This is a genomic window from Falsiroseomonas sp. CW058 (genome assembly GCF_050563535.1).
Taxonomy (GTDB): Bacteria; Pseudomonadota; Alphaproteobacteria; order Acetobacterales; family Acetobacteraceae; genus Falsiroseomonas.
The window spans coordinates 273,859-299,556 of sequence record NZ_JBNXUO010000001.1; the positions used below are offsets into that span (position 1 = coordinate 273,859).

A 25,698-nucleotide genomic window follows, 5' to 3' on the forward strand; every position below is an offset into this window, starting at 1 on the left:
CAGGGGCGCGCCGGCCCATCCGGGATGCCGCATCGCGGGGCCGAGGGGGGGAAGGGTGCCGCGCATGGGCGCCTCCAGATGCGGCGATCCCGGATGTGGGATGCGCGCCGCGACGGGGTTGGCTGTGCGCGGAAGGGGTTTTGCGCCGATCTATCGCTATTTTTGCGACAGATCGGACGCGGAGGCAATAACCAAATATTCAGACGAAGACGTTATCTTGGGCGGCTTGTCAGCGGATCTCGGCGGTGCGGAAGCGCTGCGGGGCGGTCGGTGGCACCAGCGGGTTGGGCAGCGCGCTCGGCGTCCGGACGGCGGGCCGTGCCGCCATGGTGGGCGGCGCGGCGGCGGCGCGGGTCCGGGCCGCCGCCTGGCGCGGCGCCATGCCCCGCGCCGCGGTGGTGGACACCGGCCGCACCGGCGCGGCCGCGCTGCGGTTGCTGGCGACGGAGCGGGTGGTGGTGCTGCGGGTGGTGGTGCCGGCGCGGGTGGTGCGCGTGGGCGCTTCGGCCCGCGCGGCGCGGACCGGCGCCTCCGCCCGGACGGTGCGGACCGGCGCCGCCTCGGCGCTGCGCACCAGGCCGAGGCCCGGGCGGTCGCCCGATGCGACGGCGACGCCGAGCGTCTGGAAGCCCTGGTCGAGCAGGGAGGCCATGTGCGCGTCGCGCTCCGCCCAGGAGGACCCGCCGAAGACCGCGCCCACCAGGCGTTGCCCGCCGCGGCTGGCGCTGGTGACGATGTTGAAGCCGCTGTCGCGGATGTAGCCGGTCTTGATGCCGTCCACGCCGTCATAGGTGCGGAGCATGCCGTTGTGGTTCCGCAGGTTGGACCCGCGCACCACGGCGTTGGTCACGCCGAAATAGTGGTAGCGGTCCGGGAAGTCCTGCATCAGGCGGCGGCCGAGGGTCGCCATGTCCCGCGCCGTCGTCACCTGGTCCGGGTCGGGCAGGCCGGAGGCGTTGCGGAAGGTGGTCCGCGTCATGCCGAGCGCGCGGGCGCGCATCGTCATCATCTGGGCGAAGCGCGCCTCGGACCCGCCGATCCGCTCGCCCACCGCGGCGGCGACGTCATTGGCGGAGCGGGTGACGAGCGCGAGGATCGCCTGCTCGACCGAGATGGAGAAGCCCGGCGGCACGCCGAGCTTCGACGGCGGGCGGGAGGCCGCCTCCTCAGACATCGGCACGGCCGAGGCAAGCGTCAGCCGGCCGTCGCGCAGCGCCTCGAACACCATGTAGAGCGTCATCATCTTGGTGAGCGAGGCGGGGTGGCGCGTCTCGTCCGGGCTGGCGGAGACGAGGACGCTGCCGGTGCGGTGGTCCAGCAGGATGGCGGAATAGCGGTCGCTGCCGATCTGCGCGCGGGCAGGCGTGGCGGCGAGCGCGAGCGCTGCGAGCGCCGCGAGCCCGGCGCGCGAGGCGAGCCGAAGGAACATCACTCGAAAACCCCCCGGGGCAGCGCACCCCCCGTGCGCCGTCCACGGCATGCAACCTACGGAAGGCAATGGGCGCTTGTCCATCGGGGCGAATGCAGAACATCCTGTAACTGCAAGATGTTAACCGCCTTGCTTGCGATGCGCCTCAGCCGCCGGAAACCAGGGCTTCCCGCCCGGCGCGCGGGTTCCGATCACCGGATGCTGCACCGCAAAAAATGCTTGCGTCGTCACCGCGGTCGGCCTAATTGGGGCTTGTGCTGCGGTGCAGCAAAATCCTTGGGGCCGGATCTCAGGCCTCGCTGGACCGTCGGGTGGATGAGGCCGGGCGGGGCCGTGATTCAGGTGAGGAGACTACCATGGCGGGTGAGCAGAAGGCCAAGGGCATCGCGCTGGTCGAGAATGCGGCGGCGAGCCTGATGCAGGGTGCGACGCAGGGCGCGGCGGGTGCCGCGCAGGCGAAGAAGTTCGTGGAGGACGGCGCCACCCAGGCGCGCGTGGCGATGGAGAAGGGCATGGAGCAGGCGACGAAGACGGCCGAGGGCTTCTTCAAGGCGTCCGAGGAGGCCGCTGAGTTCGGCCGCGGCAACCTCGAGGCGGTGACCAAGGCGGCGCAGACCCTGACGGTCGGCATGCAGGACCTCGGCAAGCAGTATTTCGCCGTGTCCCAGGCGCTGATGGACCACGCGCTCGAGAGCGCGAAGGCGCTGGCGGCGGTGAAGAGCCTGAAGGAGGCCGCCGACATCCAGGCCGCCTTCGCGAAGGCCTCCTTCGAGCGGACGATGAGCGAGACGGCGAAGCTCCAGGAGGCGACCTTCCGCCTCGCCGAGACCGCCTATGCCCCGCTGACCGCCCGCATGACGCTGGCCGTCGAGAAGTTCGGCAAGCCGCTCGCGGCCTGAACCAGGCGCAGGCCCCCCGCCCAAGGGCGGGGATCGCTTCCCGGGCCCGCCCGGCCGACCCCTTCCGCAGCCCCCCGCGGACGAGGTCAGGCCAGGCGGGCCCGTCCTGTTTTTTTCACCTCCCCCCGCCCATCCGGGCAACACTTCCGCCATCGATCCGCGCAAGGATCACTTCAAGCCCTTCACTCGCGGCCCGGCGCTCCGATATCTTCCACGGACCCATCGCGCCGCCGGGGTGCGGCGCCGAGACCAAGGCAGGCATGAGCGACAACGACAAGCGCCCGGGACAGGGCAACGGGACGGACGGCGGGCCGGCCACCGGCGTGGTGGTCAAGGCGCGGCCGCGCACCCGCAAGCCCTCCATGTACAAGGTGCTGATGCTCAACGACGACTACACGCCGATGGAGTTCGTCGTGCATGTGCTGGAACGCTTCTTCCAGAAGACGCGGGAGGAGGCGACGCGCATCATGCTGCACGTCCACCGCCGCGGCGTCGGGGTCTGCGGGGTGTATACCTACGAAGTGGCCGAAACGAAGGTCACCCAGGTCATGGACCTGGCCCGCCAGAACCAGCACCCCCTCCAGTGCACGATAGAGAAGGAATGATCGGAAAGATCATGACCGCGCGGCGTTGCTGTGGAAGGATTCCGGCCGCGTGACCCACCGTGGGGGGGGAGGAAGCGACCACGTATCTCGCAGTCCCTTCGGGGCGGCCCGGCCGGGCCACCCGCGGGGCAACCCGACCCGAGGTGCTCCGTTGAGCGCCTTGGCCGACCAATAGGGAGCGTCATCCATGCTGTCCCGCAACCTCGAGCAGACGCTCCACCGCGCCCTCGGCCTCGCCAACGACCGCCGGCACGAATACGCGACGCTCGAACACCTCCTGCTCGCCCTCGCCGACGACGTGGACGCCGCCACCGTGCTGCGCGCCTGCGGCGTCGACGCCGAGAAGCTGAAGCGCGACCTGGCGGAGTTCCTCGACAAGGACCTTGCCGGCCTGGTCAGCGAACGCGCGGGGGACGCCAAGCCGACCGCCGGCTTCCAGCGCGTCGTGCAGCGCGCGGCCATCCATGTCCAGTCCTCCGGCCGGGACGAGGTGACGGGCGCCAATGTCCTCGTCGCCCTGTTCTCCGAACGGGAAAGCCACGCGGTCTACTTCCTGCAGCTGCAGGACATGACCCGGCTCGACGCCGTGAACTTCATCAGCCACGGCATCGCCAAGGCCCCCGGCCGCAGCGCGTCCCGCCCCGTCCAGGGCACGCCGCAGCAGCCCGAGGAGCAGGCCGAGAAGGAGGAGAAGCCCGCCCGCGGCCAGCGCGGCCAGGACGCGCTGTCGAACTACTGCGTCAACCTCAACAAGAAGGCGCAGCAGGGCAAGATCGACCCGCTGATCGGCCGCGACAGCGAGATCGAGCGGACGATCCAGATCCTCTGCCGCCGCACCAAGAACAATCCGCTCTACGTGGGCGACCCGGGCGTGGGCAAGACCGCCATCGCCGAGGGCCTGGCCAAGCGCATCATCGAGGGCGACGTGCCCGAGGTGCTGCTGAAGTCCACCATCTTCGCCCTCGACATGGGCAGCCTGCTGGCCGGCACCCGCTACCGCGGCGACTTCGAGGAGCGGCTGAAGGCCGTCGTCTCGGAGCTCGAGAACCAGCCTGGCTCGATCCTGTTCATCGACGAGATCCACACGGTGATCGGCGCGGGCGCGACCAGCGGCGGCGCGATGGACGCGTCGAACCTGCTGAAGCCGGCCCTCGCCCAGGGCACGCTGCGCTGCATCGGCAGCACGACCTACAAGGAATACCGCAACTACTTCGAGAAGGACCGCGCCCTGGTCCGCCGCTTCCAGAAGATCGACGTGAACGAGCCGACGCTGGAAGACGCGGTGAAGATCCTCCAGGGCCTCAAGACCAACTACGAGAAGCACCACAAGGTCCGCTACACGCCCGAAGCCATCCGCGCGGCGGTGGAGCTTTCGGCCAAGTACATCCATGACCGCAAGCTGCCCGACAAGGCGATCGACGTGATCGACGAGGTCGGCGCGTCGCGGATGCTGCTGCCCGAGAACAAGCGCCGGAAGACCGTCACCCTGAAGGACGTGGAGGAGATCGTCGCGAAGATCGCGCGCATCCCCCCGAAATCCGTCAGCGCCGACGACAAGGAGACGCTGCGCAACCTCGAACGCGACCTGAAGGCGATGGTGTTCGGCCAGGACCGCGCGATCGATGCGCTGTCCGCCGCCATCAAGCTGTCCCGCGCCGGGCTGCGCGACCCGGAGAAGCCGATCGGCAACTACCTGTTCAGCGGCCCGACCGGCGTCGGCAAGACCGAGGTGGCGAAGCAGCTCTCGAAGACGCTCGGGATCGAGCTGGTGCGCTTCGACATGTCGGAATACATGGAGCGCCACAGCGTCAGCCGCCTGATCGGCGCGCCGCCCGGCTATGTCGGCTTCGACCAGGGCGGGCTGCTGACCGACAGCATCGACCAGCACCCGCATTGCGTCCTGCTGCTCGACGAGATCGAGAAGGCGCACCAGGATCTCTACAACATCCTGCTGCAGGTGATGGACCACGGGAAGCTGACCGACCACAACGGCAAGACGGTCGATTTCCGCAACGTGATCCTCATCATGACCACCAATGCGGGCGCGGCGGACATGGCCAAGCCCGCCATCGGCTTCGGCGCCTCGGTCCGCGTGGGCGAGGACGAGGAGGCGATCAAGCGGATGTTCACGCCGGAATTCCGCAACCGGCTGGACGCGGTGATCCCCTTCGCGGGCCTGACGCCGGAAATCGTGGCGCTGGTGGTCGACAAGTTCGTCATGCAGCTGGAGGCGCAGCTCGCCGACCGCAACGTGACGATCGAGCTGAGCAGCGCGGCCCGCGAATGGCTGGCCGAGCGCGGCTACGACCCGCTCTACGGCGCGCGGCCGCTGGCGCGGATCATCCAGGAATTCATCAAGAAGCCGCTCGCCGAGGAGCTGCTGTTCGGCCGGCTCGTCAAGGGCGGGGCGGTGAAGGTGAACCTGAAGGACGGCGCGCTGGTCTTCGACTATGTCGAGGCCGCGCCCCCCGCCCTGCCGAAGCCCGAGGAGGGCGACGGCGAGCCGGAGAAGGAGCCGGAGGTGGCCGAGTAAGGGCTACCGCCCGCCCTGGTGACTGCCGAGGCGCCGCCCCACCCGGGCGGCGCCTTTCCTTTGCAAGGGGGACGACGGTGACGACCGATACCCGAATCGAGGACTGGGACAGCTACAGCGCCGGCCTGCGCGCCCGCGGGAAGGAGCTGTCTGCGCTCCACCCCGAGCTGATGAAGGGCTTCGGTGCGCTCAGCCGCGGCGCCTCCACCACCACCCATCTCGATGCGAAGACGCGGGAGCTGATCGCGCTCGCCGTCGCCGTCACCACCCGCTGCGAGGGCTGCATCGACGCCCATGCCCGCAAGGCGAAGCATGCCGGCGCGACGAAGGAGGAGATCGCGGAGGCGCTCGGCGTCGCCATCGCGCTGAATGCCGGGGCGGCGCTGACCTATTCGCTGCATGTGCTGGATGCGGTGGAGGGGGCGACGCCGTAGCGGCGCCTCCGGGGTTTCAGGCGCGCGCCCGGACGAATCCCGCCACCTCCTCCAGCGCATCGGCCCGCGCGAGCCCGAGCGCCCGCACCGGCCCCGCCATCGCGGCCAGGATGCCGACATGGGCGACGCCGTCATAGACGCGCAGGCGCGCCGGGCGGCCCGCCGCTTCCATCGCGGCGGCGAGCCGCACGGAATGGAAGGGCCCCACCGTCACGTCGTCGGCGCCATGGAGCAGCAGCAGCGGCGGCGCGCCGGCCAGCATCGCGGGGTCGGGCACCGCCTCGATCCGGCCGCCGGGCGCGGGGGCGAAGATGCTCCGCACCGGCTCGTCCGTTGGTTGCCAGGCGATCGGCGCGGCCAGCAGCGCGCCGCCGGCCAGGGCGTCCCGCCCGCCGGGCAGCCCCGCCGCGCCGAGCCAGCGGGGGTCGAGCGCGAGCGCCGCGGCGATGAAGCCACCGGCCGAATGGCCCATCACGAAGACGGGCCCCGAGGGTGCGCCGGCCGCGCGGCCGGCCCCGCTCCGCAACCAGGCGGTCGCGGTGGCCGCATCCTCGATGAAGTCGGGCCAGCGTGCCTCCGGCCACAGGCGGTAATCCGGCACCGCCACCGCGATGCCGCGCGCGGCCAGCGCGCGGGCGACGAAGGCGTAGTCCGCCCGTTCCCCCATCCGCCAGGACCCGCCATAGATGAACACCACCAGCGGCGTCGCGGCCGTCACCCCCGCCGGCAGGGTGAGGTCGAGGCGCAGGCGAGGATGCGGGCCATAGGCCAGCCCCTCCCGCGTTTCCGACCCGCCGCTCGGTGTCAGCAGCCCCGCGACGCGCGCGGGCGAACAGGCCGCCAGCAGCCCCGGCAGCAGCAGCGCCAGGCGACGCGCCATCACCCGGCCAGCGCCTCCTTCGCCTGCATCAGCGCCGCGCGCTGCGCCGGCGTCACCTCGGGGTAGTGCAGGCCGAGCCCTTCCATGGCGCGGCCGATCGCCGCGACGACGACCAGGCGGGTGAACCACTTGCGGTCGGCGGGCACCACGTACCACGGCGCCTGTTCGGTGGCGGTGGCGCGGATCGCCTGCTCATACGCATCCTGGTAGGCGTCCCAATGGGCGCGTTCGCCGACATCGGCGGCGCTGAACTTCCAGTTCTTCTCCGGCTCCTCGATGCGCGACAGGAAGCGCTTGCGCTGCTCCTCCCGGCTGACATTGAGGAAGAACTTCAGCACCACCACGCCCTGGCGCGTAAGGTAGCGTTCGAAGGCGGCGATGTCCTCCAGCCGTTCGTCCCAGATGCGCTTGCCCACCAGCCGCGGCGGCAGTTTCTGGTTCGCCAGCACGGAGGGATGGACGCGGGCGACCAGCACCTCCTCGTACCAGGACCGGTTGTGGATGCCGATCTGCCCGCGCTGCGGCAGGGCCGCGACATGGCGCCACAGGAAGTCGTGGTCCAGCTCCGTCGCGCTCGGCGCCTTGAAGGCCGCGACGTGGCAGCCCTGCGGGTTGACGCCGGAGAAGACGTGCTTGATCGCCCCGTCCTTCCCCGCCGCATCCATCGCCTGGAAGATGCAGAGCACCGACCAGCGGTCCTGCGCGTAGAGCATGTCCTGCTGGGTGGACAGGTACTGCACGCCCCGCTGCAGCTGTTCGGCCGCGCCATCCTTGTCGAGGTCGAGGCCGCCGGTGTCGTCGGGCGCGTGGTCGCGCAGGCGGAAACCCTTGCCCGCCTCGACGCGGAAGCGGCGCAGCAGCTTCTCGGTCGGCTTGTCCATCGGTCCTCCCTCAGCGCCGGCGGCCCGGCCACAGCATCCGCAGCACGGCCAGCGCCTGCAATGCCAGGCCCAGCCCCAGCGCCCAGCCATAGCCCGCCGGATGCCAGCCGCCCCCCTCAACTCTCGGCCAGAGGTCGAGGATCCAGCCGATCGCGTTCTGCAGCACGAACACCATCGCCAGCATCGCGGCGTTGATCGCGGTGGCGACGCGCCCGGCCAGCTCCGCCCCGAAGCGCTGCCCGATGGCGGCATAGCCCGCCGGCCCGGCCGAGCTGGCGAAGGCGAAGGCGAACCACAGCACGCCCAGCACGGCCGGATGGGGCAGCGGGTTCCAGATCAGCGCGGCCTGCACCGCCGCCAGCACGCCCATCGCGATCCAGGGCACCAGCAGCGGGTGGCGGCCGCGGCGTTGCAGCAGGCCCGCCGCCTGGCTGGTCGCCACGCTGCCCGCCATGAGGCCGAGCGAATAGACCAGCAGCAGCATCGCCCGCGGCGCATCCGCCAGCCCACCCACGTCCCGCAGCCAGGGGCCGGCCCAGAGCCCCTGGTAGGTGAAGTTCAACGAGGAGAGCAGCGCCACCGCCGGTGCGAAGCGCAGGAAGGCGGGGTGGGCGAAGATGCGCCCGAATTCCGCGACCTCCCGCCCCAGCCCGCGCTTCGCCGGCGGTGGGCCGGGTCCGCGATCCGGCACGGACAGCCAGATCCAGGCGGAGACCGCGCAGGCGCCCGCGCCCAGCAGCAGGAACACCCCGCGCCAGCCCAGCATCGGCACCAGCAGCGCCGCCGGCACGGTTGCCGAAAGGCTGCCGAGCGCGCCGACGAAGACGCCGAGCCCCGTCATCCCCGCGACCCGGTCCTTCGGATACCACTGCGTGTTGACCTTCAGCATGGCGATCAGCCCCGCGCTGATGCCGATGCCCGTCACCACCCGCCCGACCGCCAGCAGCAGCGGCCCGCCCGCCAGTGCGCAGAGCCCGAAGCCCGCCGCCGCGACGAGCGCGAGGAAGGCCTGCACGCGCCGCGCGCCCCACAGGTCGATCGCCAGCCCCACCGGCAGCTGCGCCGCCGCATAGGCCGCGAAGAACATCGCCGCCAGCAGGCCCAGCTCGCTCGCCGACAGCGCGAATTCCACCGCCAGCAGCGGCCCCACGGTCGCGATCAGCGTGCGGGAGGCCTGGTTGACGAAGTTGAGCCCCGCGAGCGGAAGCGTCAGGCGCGCGAAGGACGGCGTTGGCATGGCGGCAGCTTGGCATGGGCGGGGGCGATGCGCGATGCTGCGCCGGTCGAACCGGCGGGGGCAGCCATGGACAAGTATCTCGGCCTGTACCGCGGCACGCTGATGAATGCCAACGATCCGGCGGGAAGGGGGCGGGTGCAGGTGGCGGTGCCCGGCTGCGGCGAGGGCTGGGCGCCGGTGGCGTCGCCCCTCGGCACGGCGGCACCAGGGCCGGCCGCCCGGATCGGCACCACGGTCTGGGTGATGTTCGAGGGCGGCAACTCCGCCTCTCCCGTCGTCATCGGCGCGTTGTCCACGCCCTGAGGCCGGTGCCGCGGCCCCTCTGCTCAGGGCAGCCGCAGCCGCACGCTGACCGGGCAGTGGTCCGACAGGCGGTCGCGGTAGCTGCGGTCGCGCTCGGAATAGACCAGCACGGCGAGGCTGCGCGGGACCATCCATTCCGCCGCCGCGCCGCCCAGCAGCAGGTGGCTGATGAAGGGCCGCCCGCCGCGCGCATCCGCCCAGCAGGGTGAGGACAGGCCCGCGGTCGGCCGGGCCAGCGGCGCCGGGCCTTCGACGGCCCGCAGGAAGTCGTCCTCCGGCCCCATCCGCCGGTTGAAGTCGCCGAGCACGGCGAAGGCCACCCCCTCCCGCCGTCTTGCCGCGACCCAGCGGGCGATGATCTCCGCCTGGCGGGCAAGCCCGTCGCATTCCGGGGCGGGGCTGCGCTGCAACGGGTCCTCGCGGCAGCCGGCGTTCAGATGGACGGACAGCAGCCGCAGCCGCGCGCCGGATGGTGCCTCCACCGTGATGTCGGCCCCGCGCCGCAGGCTGCGCCGCGCGCCCGCCCGCAGGTCGAGCTCCGCCAGGTCGGGGTTCGCGGTCATGCGCAGCGTGCGGCGCACTGCGAAGCCGGGGCGCTGGACGTCGTTCTCCTGCGTCAGGTGGACCGCGTAGGCGGCGGGGTCGAACAGGCGGGTGGCGGCCTCCGCGCCGTCGATCTCCTGCAGCGCCACGACATCGGCCGCCAGCCGGTCAGCATAGCCGCGCAGCAGCCCCCAGTCGCCCGCCTGCCGCGGCACCAGGTCGCGCGGAAGGTCGGGATGGCCGGGCGGCTTCAGCGTCAGCCAGGCGATGTTCCAGGTCGCGAGCTTGATCTCCTGCTGCGCCGCCGCGGGCAGGGCGGGCAGCAGGAGCATGAGGGCGAGGAGCAGGGCGCGCATGGCCGGGCTATAGCAGGGCCGGCGCCGCTGCGTCGCGCGCCGGTTGCGCCGCGCCGGGCAGGAGGGGGCGCGCGCCGCAGGCCAGCAGGTGGTCCGCGATGGCGTCGAATTCCGCGGCGTCGCGCGTGGCGTCGTGGAAGGGCGTGCCGGCGGCGCTGCCGCGCGGCACCCAGATCACCGTCTCGTAGCGCGCCCGCGTCAGCAGCACGCGGTAGGTGTTGAGGATGTGGCGCCGCTCCTCCGCGTTGCGCACCTGCTGCCAGGCGGTGCCGACAAAGCGCCGCGGCACCCAGCCGCCGGCGGAGGCGAGCAGGTCGCCGCCCCAGCCGAGGCCGACCACGTCCAGCTCCAGCCCCTGGCAGTCATATTCCGTCGCGAAGGTCTCCAGCGCATCGGAGGCGCGGATGTCCGGCCAGCGGCGCAGGAACCAGTCCGCCACCTCCTCCGCCTGCACGCCGAGCCCTTCGGCGCGCAGCCGCTTCGCGCCCGCCGCGGCGACGAGCCCCGCGCGGCGCCGCCCGCGCGCCAGGCCCCGCAGGGCGCCGCGCAGCGCGTCGAGCTCGCGTGTCAGGAGGAAGGGCAGGGCGGGCGTGGCATCGGCGATGCGCCGCGCCTCCGCCGCCGCGCCGCGCAGCACGGCGTCCACCCAGGCCGCGCCCGCGCCCTCGCGCACGCTGCGGACCGGCACGGCGAGGTCGAGGTCGTCGTCGCGCGCAAGCCAGCCCGGCCAGCCATCGGCGATGCGCTGCACCGGGTCCTCCGCCTCCACCGCGCGCAGGGCGGCCACCGCCCGCCACCCCCCGCCGGTGGCCGCGACCACCTCTCCCCACTCGCGCAGGCCGGCCTCGCCGGTGTTGATCTCCTGCCCATTGCCGATCAGCGCCACCACCACCGCCCAGCCCGCGTGCCGGCCCATGATCTCCAGCGCATGGGCGGGTTCGCTCATGGTGAGCTTCGAGGGCTTGTTGCGGGTGCCGAGCCGCGCCTTCGCCGCATCCCAGGCGCGCTGCGCCTCGTCGAAGACGACCAGGCGCTCGGGCGGGGCGCGGCGGTCCGGGGACGTCACCCCGTCCTCCAGGAAGCGGTGCATGTTCTGCAGGCGCTGCTTGGCGCGGCGCAGCGCCTCGGTGCGGCTGCATTCCCGCCGCGCCACCGCATCCCCCGCGAGGGCCGCGCGCAGCACCTCGACGAGCGGGACGTTGCCGGTGAGGAAGGCGCCCGTCGCGCCCGCATCCGGCGCGAAGATGGCGTTGAGGCCGCAGAGCGTCTTGCCCGCGCCGGGGATGCCGGTGACGACCACCAGGCGCTTGTCGCCGGCCCGCTGCGCCGCCTGCACGGCCCGCGCGATGGCCTGCGAGGTCCGCGTCAGGTTCGCCGCGTCGGCGCGGGCGGCGGCGATCTCGGCCACGCCGTTGCGGGCGTAGAGCATCGTCGCCGCCTCGATGATGGTCGGGACGGGACGGTAGGGCGCGGCCAGCCAGGCCGCGCCGTCGAGCGGCGCGGATGCGGGCGCGGCGGACTGCACCCAGCGCAGCGCATCCGCCAGCGATGCGTGCCCGGCGGTGAGCGGCTGCACCACGCCGTCCCAGATCAGCGGCGGCTGCGCGGGGGGCAGGAAGGGCGCATCGCCCGCGACGAGGACCGGCACCACGGGATGCGCGCGGCTGCCCGCATGGAAGTCGCGCAGGTCGAGCGCGTAGTCCTCGGCCTCCGCGCGCATGGCGCCGTCCGGGCGGCCGGTCTTGAATTCCATCGCGAGGATGGCGCGGTCAGTCAGCACCACCGCGTCGATGCGCTTCTCCAGCCGCAGCAGGTCGAATTCCAGCGCGACGGTCCAGCCCGCGCCGTCCGCCGCGGCGATGGCGTCGCGCAGCGCGGCCACCTGCCTCTCCCACGCGAATTGCTGGTCCGCGCTGCCCGTGTGGCCGCGTCCCTGCTGGGCAGAGGCGAGGCGGCCGACGGTGTCGGCGGCGTCCCGCGCGAGGAGCTCCGCCCCGGTGCAGGCGAACCAGGCGCGCAAGTCAGACGCCCTTGCAGGCGGCGGTGGCCTGCGGGCTGGCGCGGGCGACATGACCGCCGAAGCAGCCGCCGACGGTGACGCGCCGGATCGGGCGGAAGCGTTCCATGCGCGAATCGTAACACCCCGCACCGTGCGCGGCGAGCCTCGTCCCGCCGCCCGGGGCGCGCAGGTCAGCCGGGCCGGCGCGCGGGCCAGGTCGCCAGCAGCAGGCTCAACATCAGCAGCACGAAGCCTGCGGCATGGACCGCGGTGAAGGGCTCGCCCAGCACCAGGATTGCCACCGCCGCGGCGCTGGCCGGCAGGAAGGCGGTGAAGACGCCGGCGATGCCGGCCGCCGCGCGCTTCAGCCCGGCATACCACAGCAGCAGGCACAGCACGCTGGTGGTCAGGCTGTGGAAGACCAGCAGCCCGCCCACGGCCGGGTCCGCCAGCGCCGCCGCGGCGCCCAGCACGGGCAGGCAGAAGGGGACCAGCATCAGCAGCGAGAAGGCCTGCATCCAGAGCGTCGCCGTCACCACCGGCACGCGCCCGGCGACGCGCTTGGCCAGCAGCACGTACATCGCCTCCCCCACCACTCCCGCGAAGACGAGCAGGTTGCCGGCCGCGCTGCCATGGCCGTCACCCGCCGCCCGCGCCAGGACGAGCGCCGCCATCCCGAATGCCGCGAGCGCCACCGCCGCCCATTGCCGCCGCGGCAGCCTCTCCCGCAGCCAGAGCGCACCGCCCACCGCGACCACCGCCGGCAGCGTCGCCAGGATCAGCCCGGCTTCCAGCGCCGTGGTCAGCCGCAGCCCCGCCAGCAGGGCGGAGTTGTAGATCACCGTGCCGAAGGCGGCCTGCAACGCCAGGTTCCACAGCACGCGCCCGCCCGGCCGCGCCGCGCCTTCCATCGCGCGCGCCAGCGGCCACAGCACCGCCACGGCCAGCGCGCAGCGCAGGCCCGCGATCATCGGGATCGGCAGGGTCTCGGCCAGCAGCTTGGCCACGGCGACATTCGCGCCGACCAGCGCCATCGACAGCGCAAGCTGCGAATAGGGGAGGATCACGCGCGGAGGCCAGGCCGAAGTGCCGCCGCGGCGAAGGCGCGCCGCCTCACGCCTCGCCGTCGCGGCGATAGGGGGAGGCCTCCATCAGCGCCGCGATCTCCTCCAGCATGGCCGGGCGTTCCCGGTCCAGGAACCCCGCCACGGCGCGCTTCAGGCCGGGATGGGCGATCCAGTGCGCCGACCAGGTGGGGCAGGGCAGGTAGCCGCGCTGGATCTTGTGCTCGCCTTGCGCGCCGGCTTCCACGCGCGGCAGGCCGTGCTCGATCGCGAAGTCGATGGCGCGGTAGTAGCAGAGTTCGAAATGCAGGAAGGGCGCATCCACCACCGAGCCCCAGTTGCGGCCGTAGAGCGCGTCCTCCCCCACCAGGTTCAGCGCGCCGGCGACGGGTTCGCCGTCCTGTTCGGCCACCATCAGCACCACCCGGTCGCCCAGCCTCTCGCCGAGGATGGGCCAGAAGCGGGGCGTCAGATAGGCGCTGCGGCCCCATTTGCGGTCGGTGGTGGCGCGGTAGAAGCGGTGGAAGGCCTTCCAGTGCCGATCCGTGATCTCGTGCCCCCGCAGCGTCTTCAGCACGAAGCCGGACGCCGCGGCGTCCCGCCTCTCCCGCTTCACCTGCTTGCGCTTGCGGCTGGCCAGCGTGGCCAGGAAGTCGTCGAAGGCGGCATAGCCCCGGTTGTGCCAGTGGAACTGCACGCCGATGCGTTGCAGCCACCCGGCCTCGCCCAGCGCCTTCCACTCGCCCTCGGTGCAGAAGGTGACATGGACCGAGGAGAGGTCGAGCTGCGCGCAGGCCTGCGCCAGCCCCTGGGCCAGCGCCTCCGGCCCCAGCCCGCAGCCGGGGCGCACCAGCAGCCGCGGGCCCGGCACGGGGCTGAAGGGGGCGGCGACCTGCAGCTTCGGATAATAGCTGCCGCCCGCGCGTTCATAGGCATCGGCCCAGGCATGGTCGAAGACGTATTCGCCCTGCGAATGCGCCTTCGCGTACATCGGCGCGCAGGCCAGCAGCGTCCCGTCCGGGTCGCGCAGCGCCGCGTGCTGCGCGAGCCAGCCGCTCCGCCCCCCCGTGCTGCCGCTCTCCTCGAGCGCGAGGAGGAAGGCGTGGCTGACGAAGGGGTTGCCCGTCCCCGCGCAGGCATCCCACTCCGCCGCCGGGATGTCGGCGACGGACCGATGGAGCGTCAGCGAGAATTCGGGCGCGTCGTTCGGCATCGCCGGGAAGGTTGGGTCGCCCGCCCCTCACTCAAGCTCGAACATGCCCTCCACCTCCACCGCGGCGTCGAGCGGCAGGGAGGGGACGCCGATGGTGGTGCGGGTGTGGCGGCCCCGGTCGCCGAACACCGCCACCGCAAGGTCGCTCGCGCCGTTCATCACCGCCGCGTGCTGCGTGAAGTCCGGCGTGCAGGCGATGAAGCCGCCGAGGCGGATGACGCGCGCGACGCGGTCGAGGTCGCCACCCGCCGCGGCCTTCAGCTGCGCCAGCAGGTTGACGAAGCAGAGCCGCGCGGTCGCCTGCCCCTGCTCGACGGAAATGCCGGCGCCGAGCTTGCCGGTGGTGACGACCTTGCCCTCCACCAGCGGGATCTGGCCGGAGACGACGACCAGCCGGCCGGTGACCTGGAAGCCGATGTAGTTCGCGACCGGCGCCGCCGGCGTCGGCAGGGTGATGCCGAGTTCCGCGAGCTTCGTCTCGATCCGTCCGGGCATGGGGCTGTCTCCAGGCTGCATCCGCGCCCGGCCCGCGGATGGCGGGCGGGCGGGGGTCCGTTGCGGACCCGCCGGCCAGTCGTGCCTCCGCGCCGCCCCGCCCGCAAGCGGGGGTGGCAGGGCGGCCGCTCAGCCCACCAGCTTGAGCTGCTTCCGGCGCGCCCGCGGGCCCGGCGCCTCCGGCAGGTCCATCGGCAGCAGGGAAAGCTGCGCCGCGGCATGGGCGGCGGTGTCGTTCGCCGCCTCCTCCGCCTCCACCGGGTCGGCCAGGTCGCGGCGGCCGAGATAGTCGAGGGCGAGCCGCCGGAAGGCCCAGTCCAGCACGCTCGTCGCGCGGCGGATCGCCGGGTCGCCCTCCACCGCGCCGGCGGGGCCGAAGCGGGTATAGGCATAGGCATCGACATAGTGGTCGAGCGCGACGCCGCCGGCGAGGCCGATGGAGACGGCCTGCGTCATCGCCTCCATCAGGCTGCGGTAGGCAGCGCCCTCCTTCGACAGCGCGATGGTCATCTCCGTCAGCCGGCCCGCCGCATCCTCGGTGGTGCGGAGCACCACCTTGTGGCCGCCGACCGAGACCCGCCACACCCCGCCGGTCGGGCGGGACGGCATGGCGGGGGCGCGGTCCGGCAGCGGCACGGGCGGGCGGGCGGGCGCGGCCTCGGCCACCGGCATGGGCGGCGCGGCATGGAGATAGGGCGAGACCGCCTGCGCCATGGCGACCCAGGCGGCATGCGGCGGTGGGGCAAGCAGCGCATCCGCCGCGGCGCGGCCGACGCGCAGCGCGGCCCGGGTCGGCACCTCGGTCACCCAGCCGTCGCGGTCGAGGGAGAAGCGGGTCGGCCCGCCGGCGGGCGCGAAGCCGCCGCTCTCGGCGCCCAGCAGGCGTTCCGCCGCATCCGGCGCGACGAGCGCGACCAGCGCCTGGTGGCGCAACCCCGCGCAGCCCGCGGCGGCATCGAGCGCGGCGCGCGCCGCGGCCGCGAGGCCCGGCACCGGCGTCTCGCCCGGCGGGGCGGGGGCGAGCAGGCAGACCGGTTCCCGCGCGCCCAGCAGGTCGGCGAGCCGGCCGCTCTCGGCCTCGGCGGCACCGCGGGTCAGGGCGGCGACGGCGGCGCCGACCGCCCGCGCCTCGGCGCTGTCGTAGCGCAGGCCAAGCCCGGCCAGCAGCCCGGCCAAGTCGGCGAAGCCGAGGGAGAGCCGCGCATGCCGCGCGCCCGTCCAGATGTCGAGCGCGCGGACCCCGACCGCGACCGCGCGCGCATAGGCGGCCGCATCGAAGCCGCCGCCTGCCTCCAGGAAGGCGGGCAGGTTGAGCACGAAGCGCGCCGCGCCCTTCGCCTCGCCCCGCCAGATTGCCGGGCTCGGCGCGCCGCGGCGGTCCAGCAGCAGGGCGCGCAGCGCCTCGGCGAAGGCGTCCTGTTCGGCGGCATCCGCCAGCAGGCCGAGCTTGCGGCCGCGCATGGCGAGCGGCGCGATCCAGCCCTCGGCAAGGCGGGGGAAGACGACCGGGGCACTGCCGGGCGCGAGGGCGGCGAGGGCCGATGCCTCCTCCTCCTCCCAGGCGACGGGGAGGGCGACGGCGCGGGGCGGCGAATCCGGGTCGGGCGAGGCGCGCAGGCGCCAGAGCGGCATGCCATCGAAGAGGGTACCGGCCAGGCTCGACATGGGGGGAGATTGGGGCCCGGCGCGACTGCGTGCAAGCCGCATCTTGGGGGATTGCGGCGCCGCGGTCGCAACATCCTGTGGATTACCCCGCCGAACGTCCCAGGGACCATGCCGTCCGGGCCGCGTGCTTTTGCACCCGCCGGGGGGTTGTGCGAGACTGGCGCCTCACGCAGATGCGTCTGGCCTCCATCGAGGCCCCGAGGACCCCATGCTGAAGCGCTTCTTCGCCGGCATCTCCGGCCGCAAGGTCGGCCAGGACCGGTTCGGCAACACCTACTACGAGTCCCGCGGCACCTACATGGCCTATGGCCGCACGCGCCGCTGGGTCCTTTACGTCGGCGGGGCCGAGGCCACGAAGGTCCCGCCCGAATGGCATGCCTGGCTGCACCACACCACCGATGCGCCGCTGCCCGAGGCGAAGCGCCATCCCTGGATGGTGGAGCACCGCCCGAACCCGACCGGCACCGCCAATGCCTACCGCCCCGTCGGCCATGACTACGTCGCCGGCCGCCGTGCCCCGACCACGGGCGACTACGAGGCCTGGACCCCCGGTTCCTAGCCGATGAAGGGTCGATCCTTCGCCGAGGTGCTGGCCGGCGCGGTGGTGCTGGCGGTGGCGGTCGGCTTCCTCGCCTTCGCCGTCACCAATTCCGGCCGCAGCGCCGTCTCGGGCGCCGGGCAGACGCTGACCGCCCGCTTCGACCGCATCGACGGCCTCGCCCCGGGCGCGGATGTGCGGATCGCCGGCGTGAAGGTCGGCAGCGTGGTGGACCAGCGCATCGATGCGCAGACCTTCCTCGCCGTGCTGACGCTGCGGATCGACGGCAGCCTCCGCATCCCGTCGGACAGTTCGGCCGAGATCGCGAGCGAGGGGCTGCTCGGCGGCCGCTTCGTGTCCATCGTGCCGGGCGGGTCGGACCGCATCCTCGCCAATGGCGGGCAGATCACGATCACGCAGAGCGCGGTCAGCCTCGAAAGCCTGCTCGGCCGCTTCATCTTCTCGATGACGGAAGGGCAGGGGGGCGGGAGCCGCAACGCGGCCGAGGGCGCGGCGCCGGCCGCGCCGCGCTGATGCCGGACCCGCTGGACCCCCCGCCGGCCTGGCCCGGGGCGGATGGCGCGCCGCTGTCCTGCCGGGAGAAGCTGAAGGTGCTGGCCGAGAACCACCGGGAGGCCGCGCAGGTGCTGCGCGACGCATTCGAGGACGCGGTGCTGATGGGCGTGGACGAGGCCGCGATGCGCCGCATCCTGACGGAGCTGGTGGCGCGGCTGCCAAGCCCGCGGCGGCCCGGCTGATGCGGCGGCTGGCCGGCCTTCTCGCGCTCGCACTCGCGGCGCTTCCCGCCGCGGCGCAGGACCGCTGGGTGCCGCAGCGGGTGGCCGAATTGCAGGCGCTGGACAAGGTGACGGCGCGTGTCGTGACGCTGCGCGCCGCGGTGAACGTGCCGGAACGCTTCGGCAGCCTGACGCTGACCGTCCGCGCCTGCCATTCGCGCCCGCCCGACGAGGTGGCCGATGCGGCCGCCTGGCTCGAGATCACCGACAGCCGCGCCCCGGCCAGTGGCGCGGCGGTGTTCCGCGGCTGGATGTTCGCCAACGCACCCGGCGTGAACATGCTGCAGCACCCGGTCTACGACATCCGCGTCATGGAGTGCCGCGCGCAATAGGCGATGTTGCGGGAACGGAAGCAGGTCTTCCGCCGGCGCGGAGCAGGGATGTTGCGCAAGCGGAGCCTGCTGCGACATGACGGCACCGGACGGAGTGGCGTGACGCGCGCGGGCATCGCATGCTGCGGCATGCAGCCCTGGGGAGAGCGGCGATGAATTTCGGCGATGCCGTCCGGACATGCCTGAACAACTACGTCACCCTGTCCGGCCGCGCGCGCCGGTCGGAGTTCTGGTACTTCTTCCTGTTCCAGATGCTGATGCAGTTCGCGGCTGGCGTGCTGGACGCCGCGATCCTCGGCGGGTCGGGCGCGGTCGGGATGCTGGTTTCGCTCGGCCTGCTGCTGCCGAGCATCGCGGTCGCGGTGCGGCGCCTGCACGACACGGGCCGCAGCGGCTGGTGGCTGCTGATCGCGCTGGTGCCGCTGATCGGCTGGATCGTGCTGGTGATCTTCTATGTCGGACGCGGCGAGGACGGGCCGAACCGTTTCGGGGCGGATCCGCGCGGCACCGTGCTGCCCGGCGGGCCGGCACGGCCCTGGCAGGCCACGCCGCGATAGCGGCGCGGCATCCGGCGGGGTCGTCGCGCCCCGCCGGTTCCGGCCTCAATCGCCATCCGCCTCGCGGTCGCGCGTCTCGGCGCGGAGCGCGCGGATCTCGGCCTCCACCGCCCGGGGGTCGGGCGCATCGTCCCAGCGCACCACCTCCTCCACCGCATCCGCGAGCAGCCGCTTGTAGTGCAGGCGCGGCACCTCCCGGCATCCGAACTGCGCGAGGTGGGCGGTCTGGAACTGCGCGTCGAGCAGGGTGAAGCGGGCCAGCCGCAGCCGCGCCACCAGGTGGACCAGCGCCACCTTGGACGCGTCGCGCGTGCGGCTGAACATGCTCTCGCCGAAGAAGGCTCCGCCAAGGGCGACGCCGTAGAGCCCGCCGACCAGCGCGCCCTCCCCGGGGCGACCCTGCCAGACCTCGACCGAATGGGCGTGTCCCATCCTGTGAAGCGCGAGGAAGAGCCGCTCGATCTCCGGGTTGATCCAGGTGTCGTCGCGCCCTGCCGCCGGCGCGGCGCAACCGGCGATGACGCCGGGAAAGTCGAGGTTGGTGCTGACGGCGAAGGTGCCGGACAGCACCGTTCGCGCCAGGCGCTTCGGCAGGTGGAAGGCACCGAGCGGCAGCACGCCCCGCAATTCGGGGTCGAGCCAGTAGAGCCGGTCGCTGCGCCGGCTCTCCGCCATCGGGAACAGGCCCGCGCGATAGGCGCGAAGCACCAGGTCGGGCGAGATCTCGAACTGCCTTCGGCTCACCGGGCCATTATGCGCGGCTTGTCCCCCCGGCGCGAGGCTTGCGTGGGTGCCCTCCCGCCGCCTTGCGCGCCGCGCGTCGAAGGCTGCGCGGCGCGCGGCTTGCGGAATGCGCGGCACGCGGCTTGCAGAACCCCGGCCAGGACGGGAGAGGGTTGCAGTATGCAAGGCAAGGTCGGAGCGGTTCTGGTCACCCTCCTCGTGCTGGCAGGCATCGCGGCGCCGCGGGCCGCATCCGCCCAGGTGGCGGGGGAACAGTGTCGGGCCACCTGCGCGGCGATGCCGCGGGACGACCGGGCCCGGCTGCTCGCCTGCCTGCAACGCTGCGGGGTGGCGGTGCAGCAGGCCCCGCAGGGGCGGCTGGTGGCGACCAGCGGCTATGGGCGCCGCACCACCCTGCCGGTGGTCGCGCCGCAGCCGGTGGCGCCGGTGGCGATCCCCGCCCAGTCGCGCCCGTCCCAGGCCTGGGGTGCCATCTATGCGGCACCGGCGCCACTGCCCGGGCTTGGCGTGGTGGCCGGGGTGCGGGACCGCCTGGCGGCGCATGGCAGCGCGGAGAGCGCCTGCGCGGCCGGATCGCGCGGCCTGCCCTGCCGCCCGCTGGTCGAGTTCACCTCGGGCTGCGCGGCGGCGGCGCGCGCCGAACGCGACAACCGTGTCGCCTACACCACCGCCGAGACCGGTGCGACGCGCCAGGCCGCCGAGAGCGCGGCGCTGGGCGCCTGCCGGGCGCGCGTGCCGGGCGGCTGCCGCATCGTGCAGACCGCCTGCATCGGCTGAGGCGCTGCCCCGGCCGGCTAGAGGCCGAGCAGAACGAGCGTCAGTTCGCCCGCGACGAGGCTTGCGGTCAGGCCGACGATCGACCAGCGCATCGCCTCCCTCCACCAGGGCTCGTCGATGCGCAGCGCGATCCGGCGCGGGCGGGGCGGGGCCGGGATGTGGATGTCCAGGTCGATCGCGGCGGTTCTCATGCGCCGAGAAGAACATAAAGAGAACATGAAGGCAAGCCCCGCGATGCGGCCGGAAGCGCGGCAGGACCGCGGACCCTGCCCCATCCGCGCCGGCTTTCCCCTTGCCGCCGCCACGATCGCGCAGGAACATCGCCGCCACTTCGGGAGCCCCGCATGTCCGCAGAGAATGGATCCTCACCCCTCGCCCGCCGCCTGCTCGTGGTCCGTCTCGCCACGCTCGGCGGCGCGGCCGCCGTGCCGGGCGGCGCGCTGGCCCAGGGCGCGAAGTCCGGCGGCGGAGGCGTGCCGGGCGGACAGGGCGGCGGCACGCCGCCGCCCCGGCCGGGTGTCACCGACAGCGACCCTTCCGACCCGCCGAATGGCGGCCGCGGGGGAGAGCGTCCGCGCACCGGCGTGACCGACAGCGACCCTTCCGACCCGCCGAATGGCGGCCGCGGAGGAGAACGTCCGCGCACCGGCGTGACCGACAGCGATCCCTCGGACCCGCCGAATGGCGGTCGTGGCGGCAACCGCCCGCAGGGGCCGAGCGACAGCGACCCATCCGACCCACCCGGCGGGGGACGCGGAGGCAATCGCCCGCAGGGGCCGACTGACAGCGACCCGTCCGACCCACCCGGCGGCGGGCGCGGCGGCAGCCGGGGCGGTGGGCCGAGCGACAGCGACCCGTCGGACCCGCCCGGCCGGGGGCGCGGAGGCAGCCGCCCGCAGGGGCCGAGCGACAGCGACCCGTCCGACCCGCCCGGCCGCGGCAGGGGTGCGCAGGGCGACGTGAAGTCAACCTGAGGGGCGGCCCCGGTTCCGCCGGCCGCCCCTCAGGGCCAGGGCGCCGCCGGCTGGTGGTGCCCGGGCCCGCCCCGGCCCACGCGCTTCAGCGTGGCCAGGTGGCCGAAAGCCGCCGCGCCGCGTCCAGCGCAGCGTCCGCGCCGAAGGGGGACAGCAGCGACAGGCCTGCCCCCATCCGCGCCTCCAGCTCCGGCGTCCAGCGACAGGCCGCGATGTTGCCGTCGAAGCCCTGCCGCCGGTCGAAGGGCAGGGGCCAGAGGGAGGCGTCCTCGAACGCCTCCTCGTGCCGCGACGGCACGCGCGCGGCGCGCGGCACGAAGCCGGCCAGGTTGTAGCCGTGGCGCAGGAAATGCCCGCGGGAGGGATCGAACCCCGCGCCCGCCAGCGCATACATGAGGATGCCGAGGTTCCAGCCCGGCGTGACATGCCCCAGCACCACCTGGTGCTTGAAGGGCGGCACGACGACGCCGAGCCAGCCATCCGGCTTCAGCGAGTCGCGGCAGCGGTCCAGGAAGGCGCCGGGGTTGCGCGAATGCTCCAGCACATGGCTGGCCCAGATGCCGTCCAGCGCGGCATCGGGCGGCCAGGCCTCGAAGGCCAGGTCGCGGACCTCCGCGCCGAAGGGCGCCAGGACGGGGCGCAGCCGCTTCGGCCAGGCGGCGCCGATGGTGATCGCCTCCACCCGCTTGCCGAGCAGCGCCAGCACCATGCTGCCGCCGCCGCGATAGCAGCCGATGTCGAGCACGCGCGGTCCGCAGAGCCCGGCGAAGGCCTTCAGCAGCCGCAGGTTCTCGATCCCCGTGCAGAAGCCGGGCAGCAGCGCGGCCTCGACGGGGTCCTCCGGTGCGGGGGTCATGGCAGGAGGATGCCGCGCCCGGCGAAGAAGCGGGCGAAGGCGGCGGGCGGCAGGCGCGCATCGGCGCGGGACGCCGCCGTGTCGCCCGAGGGGTTGTGGAAGCGCAGCGCGCCGTCCGGCGCGACGCCGAAGACGAGCACGAGATGTCCCCCGCGCCCGGGCGGCGCGCGGTCCGGCCAACGGACATGGGCGTGGACGGAGGCGATGACCAGCGCCCCCCCTTCGACCAGCCCCGCTACCTCCTCCGCGTCGCGGTCCAGCAGGATTTCCGACGCGATCCCCTGTTCCGCCAGCCAGGCGACGGCGCCGGCATAGACCAGGCCGCGGATCGCGCCGCCCGGCTCCTCGACATAGCCGCCGTGGCGCTGCACGCCGCGGCGGACCTCATGGATCGGCGGGATGTCGCGGCCGCGCGCGCCGAGCGCCATCTGGAGGCAGGCGCAGCCGCAGAGATGGTGCGACCAGGTCGCGTAGTCCCCCGCCGTCGCGGCACCGGAGCGGTGCCAGAGCGGGTCCGTCGCGGCATCGCGGCCGCCGAGGAAGCCGGCGACCAGTTCCGCGGATTCCCACTGGGCGCGGTACGGGGGAGGCATGGTCACGGAAGGGCGTCGCGCGGCGGTCCCGCCACCCTCACCCGCGGTCGTTCAGGTGGCAGGCGCTGCGATGGGTGGTGCCCAGCTCGGCCAGCTTCGGCACCTCCACCTTGCAGCGGTCGAAGGCGAAGGGGCAGCGCGGGTGGAAGTGGCAGCCGGAGGGCGGGTTCAGCGGCGAGGGGATCTCCCCCTTCACAGTGGCGAAGGCGCGCTTGCGGTTGCCGATGCGCGGCACGCTGTCGAGCAGGCTGCGCGTGTAGGGGTGGTTGGCGGCGGTGAAGACGCGTTCGGTCGGCGCCTCCTCCACCACGCGGCCGAGATACATGATGACCACCCGGTCGCTCAGATGTTCCACCACGCCGAGGTCGTGGGAGATGAACAGGTAGGTGAGGTCGAGTTCGCGGCGCAGGCGCATGAACAGGTTCAGGATCTGCGCCTGGATCGACACGTCGAGCGCGGCCACCGCCTCGTCGCAGACGATGAATTCGGGCTGCACCGCGAGCGCGCGGGCGATGCCGATGCGCTGGCGCTGGCCGCCGGAGAACTGGTGCGGGTAGCGGCGCTTGAAGGCGGGGTCGAGCCCGGCGCGGCGCATCTGGTCATCGACATAGGCGTCGAAGTCGCCGCGCTTCACCAGGCCATGGACCAGCGGCGCCTCGCCCACGATGTCGGCCACTTTCATGCGCGGGTTGAGCGAGGCGTAGGGGTCCTGGAAGATCATCTGGCGGCGCAGCTTCGCGGTGCGGTCGGCCCCGCCCTGCATGCCGGCGACGTCCTGGCCCTTCCAGAACACCTCGCCCTCGGATTGCGGCAGGATGCCCGCCACGATGCGGCCGAGGGTGGACTTGCCGCAGCCGGATTCCCCGACGAGGCCCACCACCTCTCCCTTGCGGACGCGGAGATCCACCTTGTCCACCGCGTGGACGACCTCCTCCTTCACGTCGGCGCCGAGGCGGCGGGCGAGCTTCGCGGCGATGTCGAGCTTGCGGGCGAAGCGGCGGGAGACGCCGCGCAGCTCCACCATCGGGGTCTCGGTCTCGGTGAAGGTGCGCGGGGCGTGGTCGAGGGCGGCGCTCATGCGGCCTGCTCCGCTTCCAGGTGCGGGTGGTGGCAGCGCGCCTCGCGGCCGGGCAGCCAGGGGTGAAGCTCCGGCATCTCCGCGCAGTCGGCCGCGGCGCGGGGGCAGCGGCTGCGGAAGGCGCAGCCGGGCGGCAGCGAGAGAAGGGAAGGGGTCATGCCAGGGATCTGGCGCAGCGGCTCGCCCCGCCGGTTGCGCGACGGCACGCTGCCGATCAGCCCGTGGGTGTAGGGATGCAGCGGCCGGTCCAGCACTTCGCCCACGTCGCCGTATTCGACGATGCGGCCGGCATACATCACCGCGATGTCGTCGGCGAGGCCGGCGACCACGGACAGGTCGTGCGTGATCCAGATGAGCGACGTGCCGGTGGTGGCGGCGAGCTTCTGCACCTCCGCCAGGATCTGCCCCTGGATCGTGACGTCGAGCGCGGTGGTCGGCTCGTCGGCGACGATCAGGTCGGGGCGGTGGAGCAGGGCGATGGCGATGGCGACGCGCTGGCGCATCCCGCCCGAGAACTGGTGCGGGTAGGAATTCAGCCGTTCCTCCGGCGAGGGGATGCCGACCATGCCGAGCGCGTCGCGCGCGCGGCGGCGGGCTTCCGCCTCCGGCACCTTCTCATGCGCCAGCACCGTCTCGATCATCTGCGTGTCGATCCGCAGGACCGGGTTCAGCGTCATCATCGGGTCCTGGAAGATCATGGCGATGCGGTTGCCGCGCAGGCTCCGCATCTCCTCCTCGCTGAGGGTCGCGAGGTCCTTGCCCTGGAACAGGATGCTGCCGCCGACGATGCGGCCGGGCGGGTCCACCAGCCCCATGATGGAGAAGCCGGTGACGGACTTGCCCGAGCCGGATTCGCCCACCAGCCCGAGCACCTTGCCGCGCCGGACGGTGAAGGAGACGTCGTCCACCGCCTTCACCACGCCGGCGCGGGTGAAGAAGTGGGTGCGGAGGTTGCGGACCTCGAGTGTGGGGGCGCTGGTCACGATGCCTACTTCTTGAGCCTGGGATTCAGCACGTCGCGCAGGTGGTCGCCGACGAGGTTGATGGCGACGATCGTCACCAGCAGGGCGATGCCGGGGTAGAAGCTGATCCAGTATTTCCCGGACAGCATGTATTCGTAGCCATTGGCGATGAGCAGGCCGAGCGAGGGTTCGGTGATCGGCACGCCGAGGCCGAGGAAGGACAGCGTCGCCTCCAGCGCGATGGCGCGGGCCACCTGCATGGTGCCGATGACGATCAGCGGCGGCAGGCAGTTCGGCAGCAGGTGGCGGAACAGGATGCGGTGGCGGGGCAGCGCGAGGCATTCCGCCGCCTCGATGTATTCGCGCCGTCGCTCCACCAGCGCGGTGCCGCGCACGGTCCGCGCGTAGTAGGCCCATTCGACCACCACGATCGCGATGACGACGTTGGTGATCGACTTGCCCAGGAAGGCCAGGATCATCAGCGCGACGAGGATGGAGGGGAAGGAGAGCTGCAGGTCGACGATGCGCATGATGAGGCTGTCGGTGCGCCCGCCCGCATAGGCCGCCGCCAGCCCGAGCGAGGCGCCGACGAGGCAGGCGATGAGCGCCGAGCCCGCGCCCACGGTGAGCGAGATGCGCAGCCCGTACATGATGCCGGACAGCATGTCCCGCCCCTGGTCGTCGGTGCCGAGCCAGAAGGTGGTCGCGCCGTCGCCGGACTTCGAGCCCGGCTCCAGCCGGCCATCCATGATGTCGAGCACCGCGAGGTCATAGGGGTTCTGCGGCGCGATCCAGGGCGCGAGGATCGCGACCACCGCGATCACCGTGAAGACCGCGAGGCCGAGCAGCGCGAGCTTCGATTCCGCGAATTCGGAGACGAAGCGCCGGAAGGGCGTCTCGACCCTGTCCTTCGCGGGGGTGGCGACGGGGGGCGTGCCGAGCGCGACGCTCATG

General features: G+C 73.1%; 29 protein-coding genes. 12 read left to right on the forward strand and 17 right to left on the reverse strand.

Going from position 1 to position 25,698, the window contains the following annotated elements; genetic code table 11:
* Positions 1 to 229: 229 nt before the first annotated feature.
* Complete coding sequence (locus ACK8OX_RS01310; protein ID WP_430662103.1) at positions 230 to 1,429, reverse strand: D-alanyl-D-alanine carboxypeptidase family protein; 1,200 nt, start codon at positions 1,427 to 1,429, stop codon at positions 230 to 232.
* Positions 1,430 to 1,785: 356 nt separating this feature from the next.
* Here ACK8OX_RS01310 and ACK8OX_RS01315 point away from each other — a divergent pair, with 356 nt between their 5' ends.
* The 4 genes from ACK8OX_RS01315 (at position 1,786) to ACK8OX_RS01330 (ending at position 5,900) form a co-directional block, all read left to right on the forward strand.
* A complete protein-coding gene (locus ACK8OX_RS01315) occupies positions 1,786 to 2,328 on the forward strand; it encodes a phasin family protein (RefSeq protein ID WP_430662104.1) in 543 nt (180 codons plus the stop codon).
* 260 nt (positions 2,329 to 2,588) lie between these two features.
* On the forward strand, positions 2,589 to 2,933 hold the full coding sequence (gene clpS, locus ACK8OX_RS01320) for an ATP-dependent Clp protease adapter ClpS (protein ID WP_430662105.1): 345 nt from the start codon (positions 2,589 to 2,591) through the stop codon (positions 2,931 to 2,933).
* Positions 2,934 to 3,120: 187 nt separating this feature from the next.
* Positions 3,121 to 5,466: an ATP-dependent Clp protease ATP-binding subunit ClpA gene (clpA, locus tag ACK8OX_RS01325; protein WP_430662106.1), complete on the forward strand. Its 2,346-nt coding sequence runs from the start codon at positions 3,121 to 3,123 to the stop codon at positions 5,464 to 5,466.
* Between the two features lie 95 nt (positions 5,467 to 5,561).
* Positions 5,562 to 5,900, forward strand: coding sequence for a carboxymuconolactone decarboxylase family protein (locus ACK8OX_RS01330; RefSeq protein WP_430662191.1), 339 nt, complete (start codon positions 5,562 to 5,564; stop codon positions 5,898 to 5,900).
* Positions 5,901 to 5,916: 16 nt separating this feature from the next.
* On the opposite strand, the gene ACK8OX_RS01335 is transcribed toward ACK8OX_RS01330, so the two are convergent.
* The 3 genes from ACK8OX_RS01335 to ACK8OX_RS01345 are packed head-to-tail and all read right to left on the reverse strand — an operon-like array spanning position 5,917 to position 8,898.
* Positions 5,917 to 6,780 carry an alpha/beta hydrolase gene (locus tag ACK8OX_RS01335; RefSeq protein WP_430662107.1) on the reverse strand — a complete coding sequence of 288 codons (864 nt, stop codon included), beginning with the start codon at positions 6,778 to 6,780 and terminating at the stop codon, positions 5,917 to 5,919.
* On the reverse strand, positions 6,780 to 7,661 hold the full coding sequence (locus ACK8OX_RS01340) for a polyphosphate kinase 2 family protein (protein WP_430662108.1): 882 nt from the start codon (positions 7,659 to 7,661) through the stop codon (positions 6,780 to 6,782). The genes ACK8OX_RS01335 and ACK8OX_RS01340 overlap by 1 nt, the downstream gene beginning before the upstream one ends.
* Positions 7,662 to 7,671: 10 nt before the next feature.
* Positions 7,672 to 8,898, reverse strand: coding sequence for an MFS transporter (locus tag ACK8OX_RS01345; protein ID WP_430662109.1), 1,227 nt, complete (start codon positions 8,896 to 8,898; stop codon positions 7,672 to 7,674).
* A gap of 27 nt (positions 8,899 to 8,925) precedes the next feature.
* On the opposite strand from ACK8OX_RS01345, the gene ACK8OX_RS01350 reads away from it, so the two are divergent.
* Entirely contained in the window at positions 8,926 to 9,201 is a 276-nt protein-coding gene (locus tag ACK8OX_RS01350; protein ID WP_430662110.1) for a phage baseplate assembly protein V, read from the forward strand.
* 23 nt (positions 9,202 to 9,224) lie between these two features.
* On the opposite strand, the gene ACK8OX_RS01355 is transcribed toward ACK8OX_RS01350, so the two are convergent.
* From ACK8OX_RS01355 to ACK8OX_RS01380, 6 genes are all read right to left on the reverse strand, one after another.
* Positions 9,225 to 10,100, reverse strand: a complete 876-nt coding sequence (locus tag ACK8OX_RS01355) for an endonuclease/exonuclease/phosphatase family protein (RefSeq protein WP_430662111.1) — start codon at positions 10,098 to 10,100, stop codon at positions 9,225 to 9,227.
* 7 nt (positions 10,101 to 10,107) lie between these two features.
* Positions 10,108 to 12,120, reverse strand: coding sequence for a DNA/RNA helicase domain-containing protein (locus ACK8OX_RS01360; RefSeq protein ID WP_430662112.1), 2,013 nt, complete (start codon positions 12,118 to 12,120; stop codon positions 10,108 to 10,110).
* A 170-nt stretch (positions 12,121 to 12,290) separates the two neighbouring features.
* On the reverse strand, positions 12,291 to 13,166 hold the full coding sequence (locus ACK8OX_RS01365; protein WP_430662113.1) for a DMT family transporter: 876 nt from the start codon (positions 13,164 to 13,166) through the stop codon (positions 12,291 to 12,293).
* Positions 13,167 to 13,212: 46 nt separating this feature from the next.
* Positions 13,213 to 14,376, reverse strand: coding sequence for a GNAT family N-acetyltransferase (locus ACK8OX_RS01370; protein WP_430662114.1), 1,164 nt, complete (start codon positions 14,374 to 14,376; stop codon positions 13,213 to 13,215).
* 27 nt (positions 14,377 to 14,403) lie between these two features.
* Positions 14,404 to 14,871: a RidA family protein gene (locus tag ACK8OX_RS01375; protein WP_430662115.1), complete on the reverse strand. Its 468-nt coding sequence runs from the start codon at positions 14,869 to 14,871 to the stop codon at positions 14,404 to 14,406.
* Positions 14,872 to 15,000: 129 nt separating this feature from the next.
* Positions 15,001 to 16,503 carry a hypothetical protein gene (locus tag ACK8OX_RS01380; RefSeq protein WP_430662116.1) on the reverse strand — a complete coding sequence of 501 codons (1,503 nt, stop codon included), beginning with the start codon at positions 16,501 to 16,503 and terminating at the stop codon, positions 15,001 to 15,003.
* A 241-nt stretch (positions 16,504 to 16,744) separates the two neighbouring features.
* Between ACK8OX_RS01380 and ACK8OX_RS01385 the strand changes: the two genes are divergently transcribed.
* From ACK8OX_RS01385 to ACK8OX_RS01405, 5 genes are all read left to right on the forward strand, one after another.
* Complete coding sequence (locus tag ACK8OX_RS01385; RefSeq protein ID WP_430662117.1) at positions 16,745 to 17,095, forward strand: NADH:ubiquinone oxidoreductase subunit NDUFA12; 351 nt, start codon at positions 16,745 to 16,747, stop codon at positions 17,093 to 17,095.
* Between the two features lie 3 nt (positions 17,096 to 17,098).
* The gene (gene mlaD, locus ACK8OX_RS01390; RefSeq protein ID WP_430662118.1) at positions 17,099 to 17,608 is read left to right on the forward strand and encodes an outer membrane lipid asymmetry maintenance protein MlaD; all 510 of its coding nucleotides are present in this window, start codon (positions 17,099 to 17,101) and stop codon (positions 17,606 to 17,608) included.
* Positions 17,608 to 17,832 carry a hypothetical protein gene (locus tag ACK8OX_RS01395; protein WP_430662119.1) on the forward strand — a complete coding sequence of 75 codons (225 nt, stop codon included), beginning with the start codon at positions 17,608 to 17,610 and terminating at the stop codon, positions 17,830 to 17,832. The genes mlaD and ACK8OX_RS01395 overlap by 1 nt, the downstream gene beginning before the upstream one ends.
* A complete protein-coding gene (locus ACK8OX_RS01400) occupies positions 17,832 to 18,203 on the forward strand; it encodes a DUF2155 domain-containing protein (RefSeq protein WP_430662120.1) in 372 nt (123 codons plus the stop codon). Before ACK8OX_RS01395 ends, ACK8OX_RS01400 begins: the two co-directional genes overlap by 1 nt.
* 152 nt (positions 18,204 to 18,355) lie before the next feature.
* Positions 18,356 to 18,760 (forward strand): DUF805 domain-containing protein, encoded by a 405-nt coding sequence (locus tag ACK8OX_RS01405; protein WP_430662121.1) that lies wholly within the window; start codon positions 18,356 to 18,358, stop codon positions 18,758 to 18,760.
* Between the two features lie 45 nt (positions 18,761 to 18,805).
* On the opposite strand, the gene aat is transcribed toward ACK8OX_RS01405, so the two are convergent.
* Complete coding sequence (aat, locus tag ACK8OX_RS01410; protein WP_430662122.1) at positions 18,806 to 19,504, reverse strand: leucyl/phenylalanyl-tRNA--protein transferase; 699 nt, start codon at positions 19,502 to 19,504, stop codon at positions 18,806 to 18,808.
* A 159-nt stretch (positions 19,505 to 19,663) separates the two neighbouring features.
* On the opposite strand from aat, the gene ACK8OX_RS01415 reads away from it, so the two are divergent.
* On the forward strand, positions 19,664 to 20,281 hold the full coding sequence (locus ACK8OX_RS01415) for a DUF4189 domain-containing protein (RefSeq protein WP_430662123.1): 618 nt from the start codon (positions 19,664 to 19,666) through the stop codon (positions 20,279 to 20,281).
* Between the two features lie 17 nt (positions 20,282 to 20,298).
* Here the strand turns inward: ACK8OX_RS01415 and ACK8OX_RS01420 are convergent, their stop codons facing one another.
* Positions 20,299 to 20,472 (reverse strand): hypothetical protein, encoded by a 174-nt coding sequence (locus tag ACK8OX_RS01420; RefSeq protein ID WP_430662124.1) that lies wholly within the window; start codon positions 20,470 to 20,472, stop codon positions 20,299 to 20,301.
* Between the two features lie 153 nt (positions 20,473 to 20,625).
* On the opposite strand from ACK8OX_RS01420, the gene ACK8OX_RS01425 reads away from it, so the two are divergent.
* Positions 20,626 to 21,255: a hypothetical protein gene (locus ACK8OX_RS01425; RefSeq protein WP_430662125.1), complete on the forward strand. Its 630-nt coding sequence runs from the start codon at positions 20,626 to 20,628 to the stop codon at positions 21,253 to 21,255.
* 85 nt (positions 21,256 to 21,340) lie between these two features.
* Here the strand turns inward: ACK8OX_RS01425 and ACK8OX_RS01430 are convergent, their stop codons facing one another.
* From ACK8OX_RS01430 to ACK8OX_RS01450, 5 genes are read right to left on the reverse strand one after another with little or no spacing between them, the layout of a single operon-like run.
* Positions 21,341 to 22,111 (reverse strand): methyltransferase domain-containing protein, encoded by a 771-nt coding sequence (locus tag ACK8OX_RS01430; protein WP_430662126.1) that lies wholly within the window; start codon positions 22,109 to 22,111, stop codon positions 21,341 to 21,343.
* On the reverse strand, positions 22,108 to 22,704 hold the full coding sequence (locus ACK8OX_RS01435; RefSeq protein WP_430662192.1) for a hypothetical protein: 597 nt from the start codon (positions 22,702 to 22,704) through the stop codon (positions 22,108 to 22,110). Before ACK8OX_RS01435 ends, ACK8OX_RS01430 begins: the two co-directional genes overlap by 4 nt.
* Before the next feature lie 37 nt (positions 22,705 to 22,741).
* On the reverse strand, positions 22,742 to 23,782 hold the full coding sequence (locus ACK8OX_RS01440) for an ABC transporter ATP-binding protein (protein ID WP_430662127.1): 1,041 nt from the start codon (positions 23,780 to 23,782) through the stop codon (positions 22,742 to 22,744).
* Positions 23,779 to 24,765: an ABC transporter ATP-binding protein gene (locus tag ACK8OX_RS01445; RefSeq protein ID WP_430662128.1), complete on the reverse strand. Its 987-nt coding sequence runs from the start codon at positions 24,763 to 24,765 to the stop codon at positions 23,779 to 23,781. Before ACK8OX_RS01445 ends, ACK8OX_RS01440 begins: the two co-directional genes overlap by 4 nt.
* A 5-nt stretch (positions 24,766 to 24,770) precedes the next feature.
* Complete coding sequence (locus tag ACK8OX_RS01450; RefSeq protein ID WP_430662129.1) at positions 24,771 to 25,697, reverse strand: ABC transporter permease; 927 nt, start codon at positions 25,695 to 25,697, stop codon at positions 24,771 to 24,773.
* Between the last annotated feature and the right edge of the window lies 1 nt (position 25,698).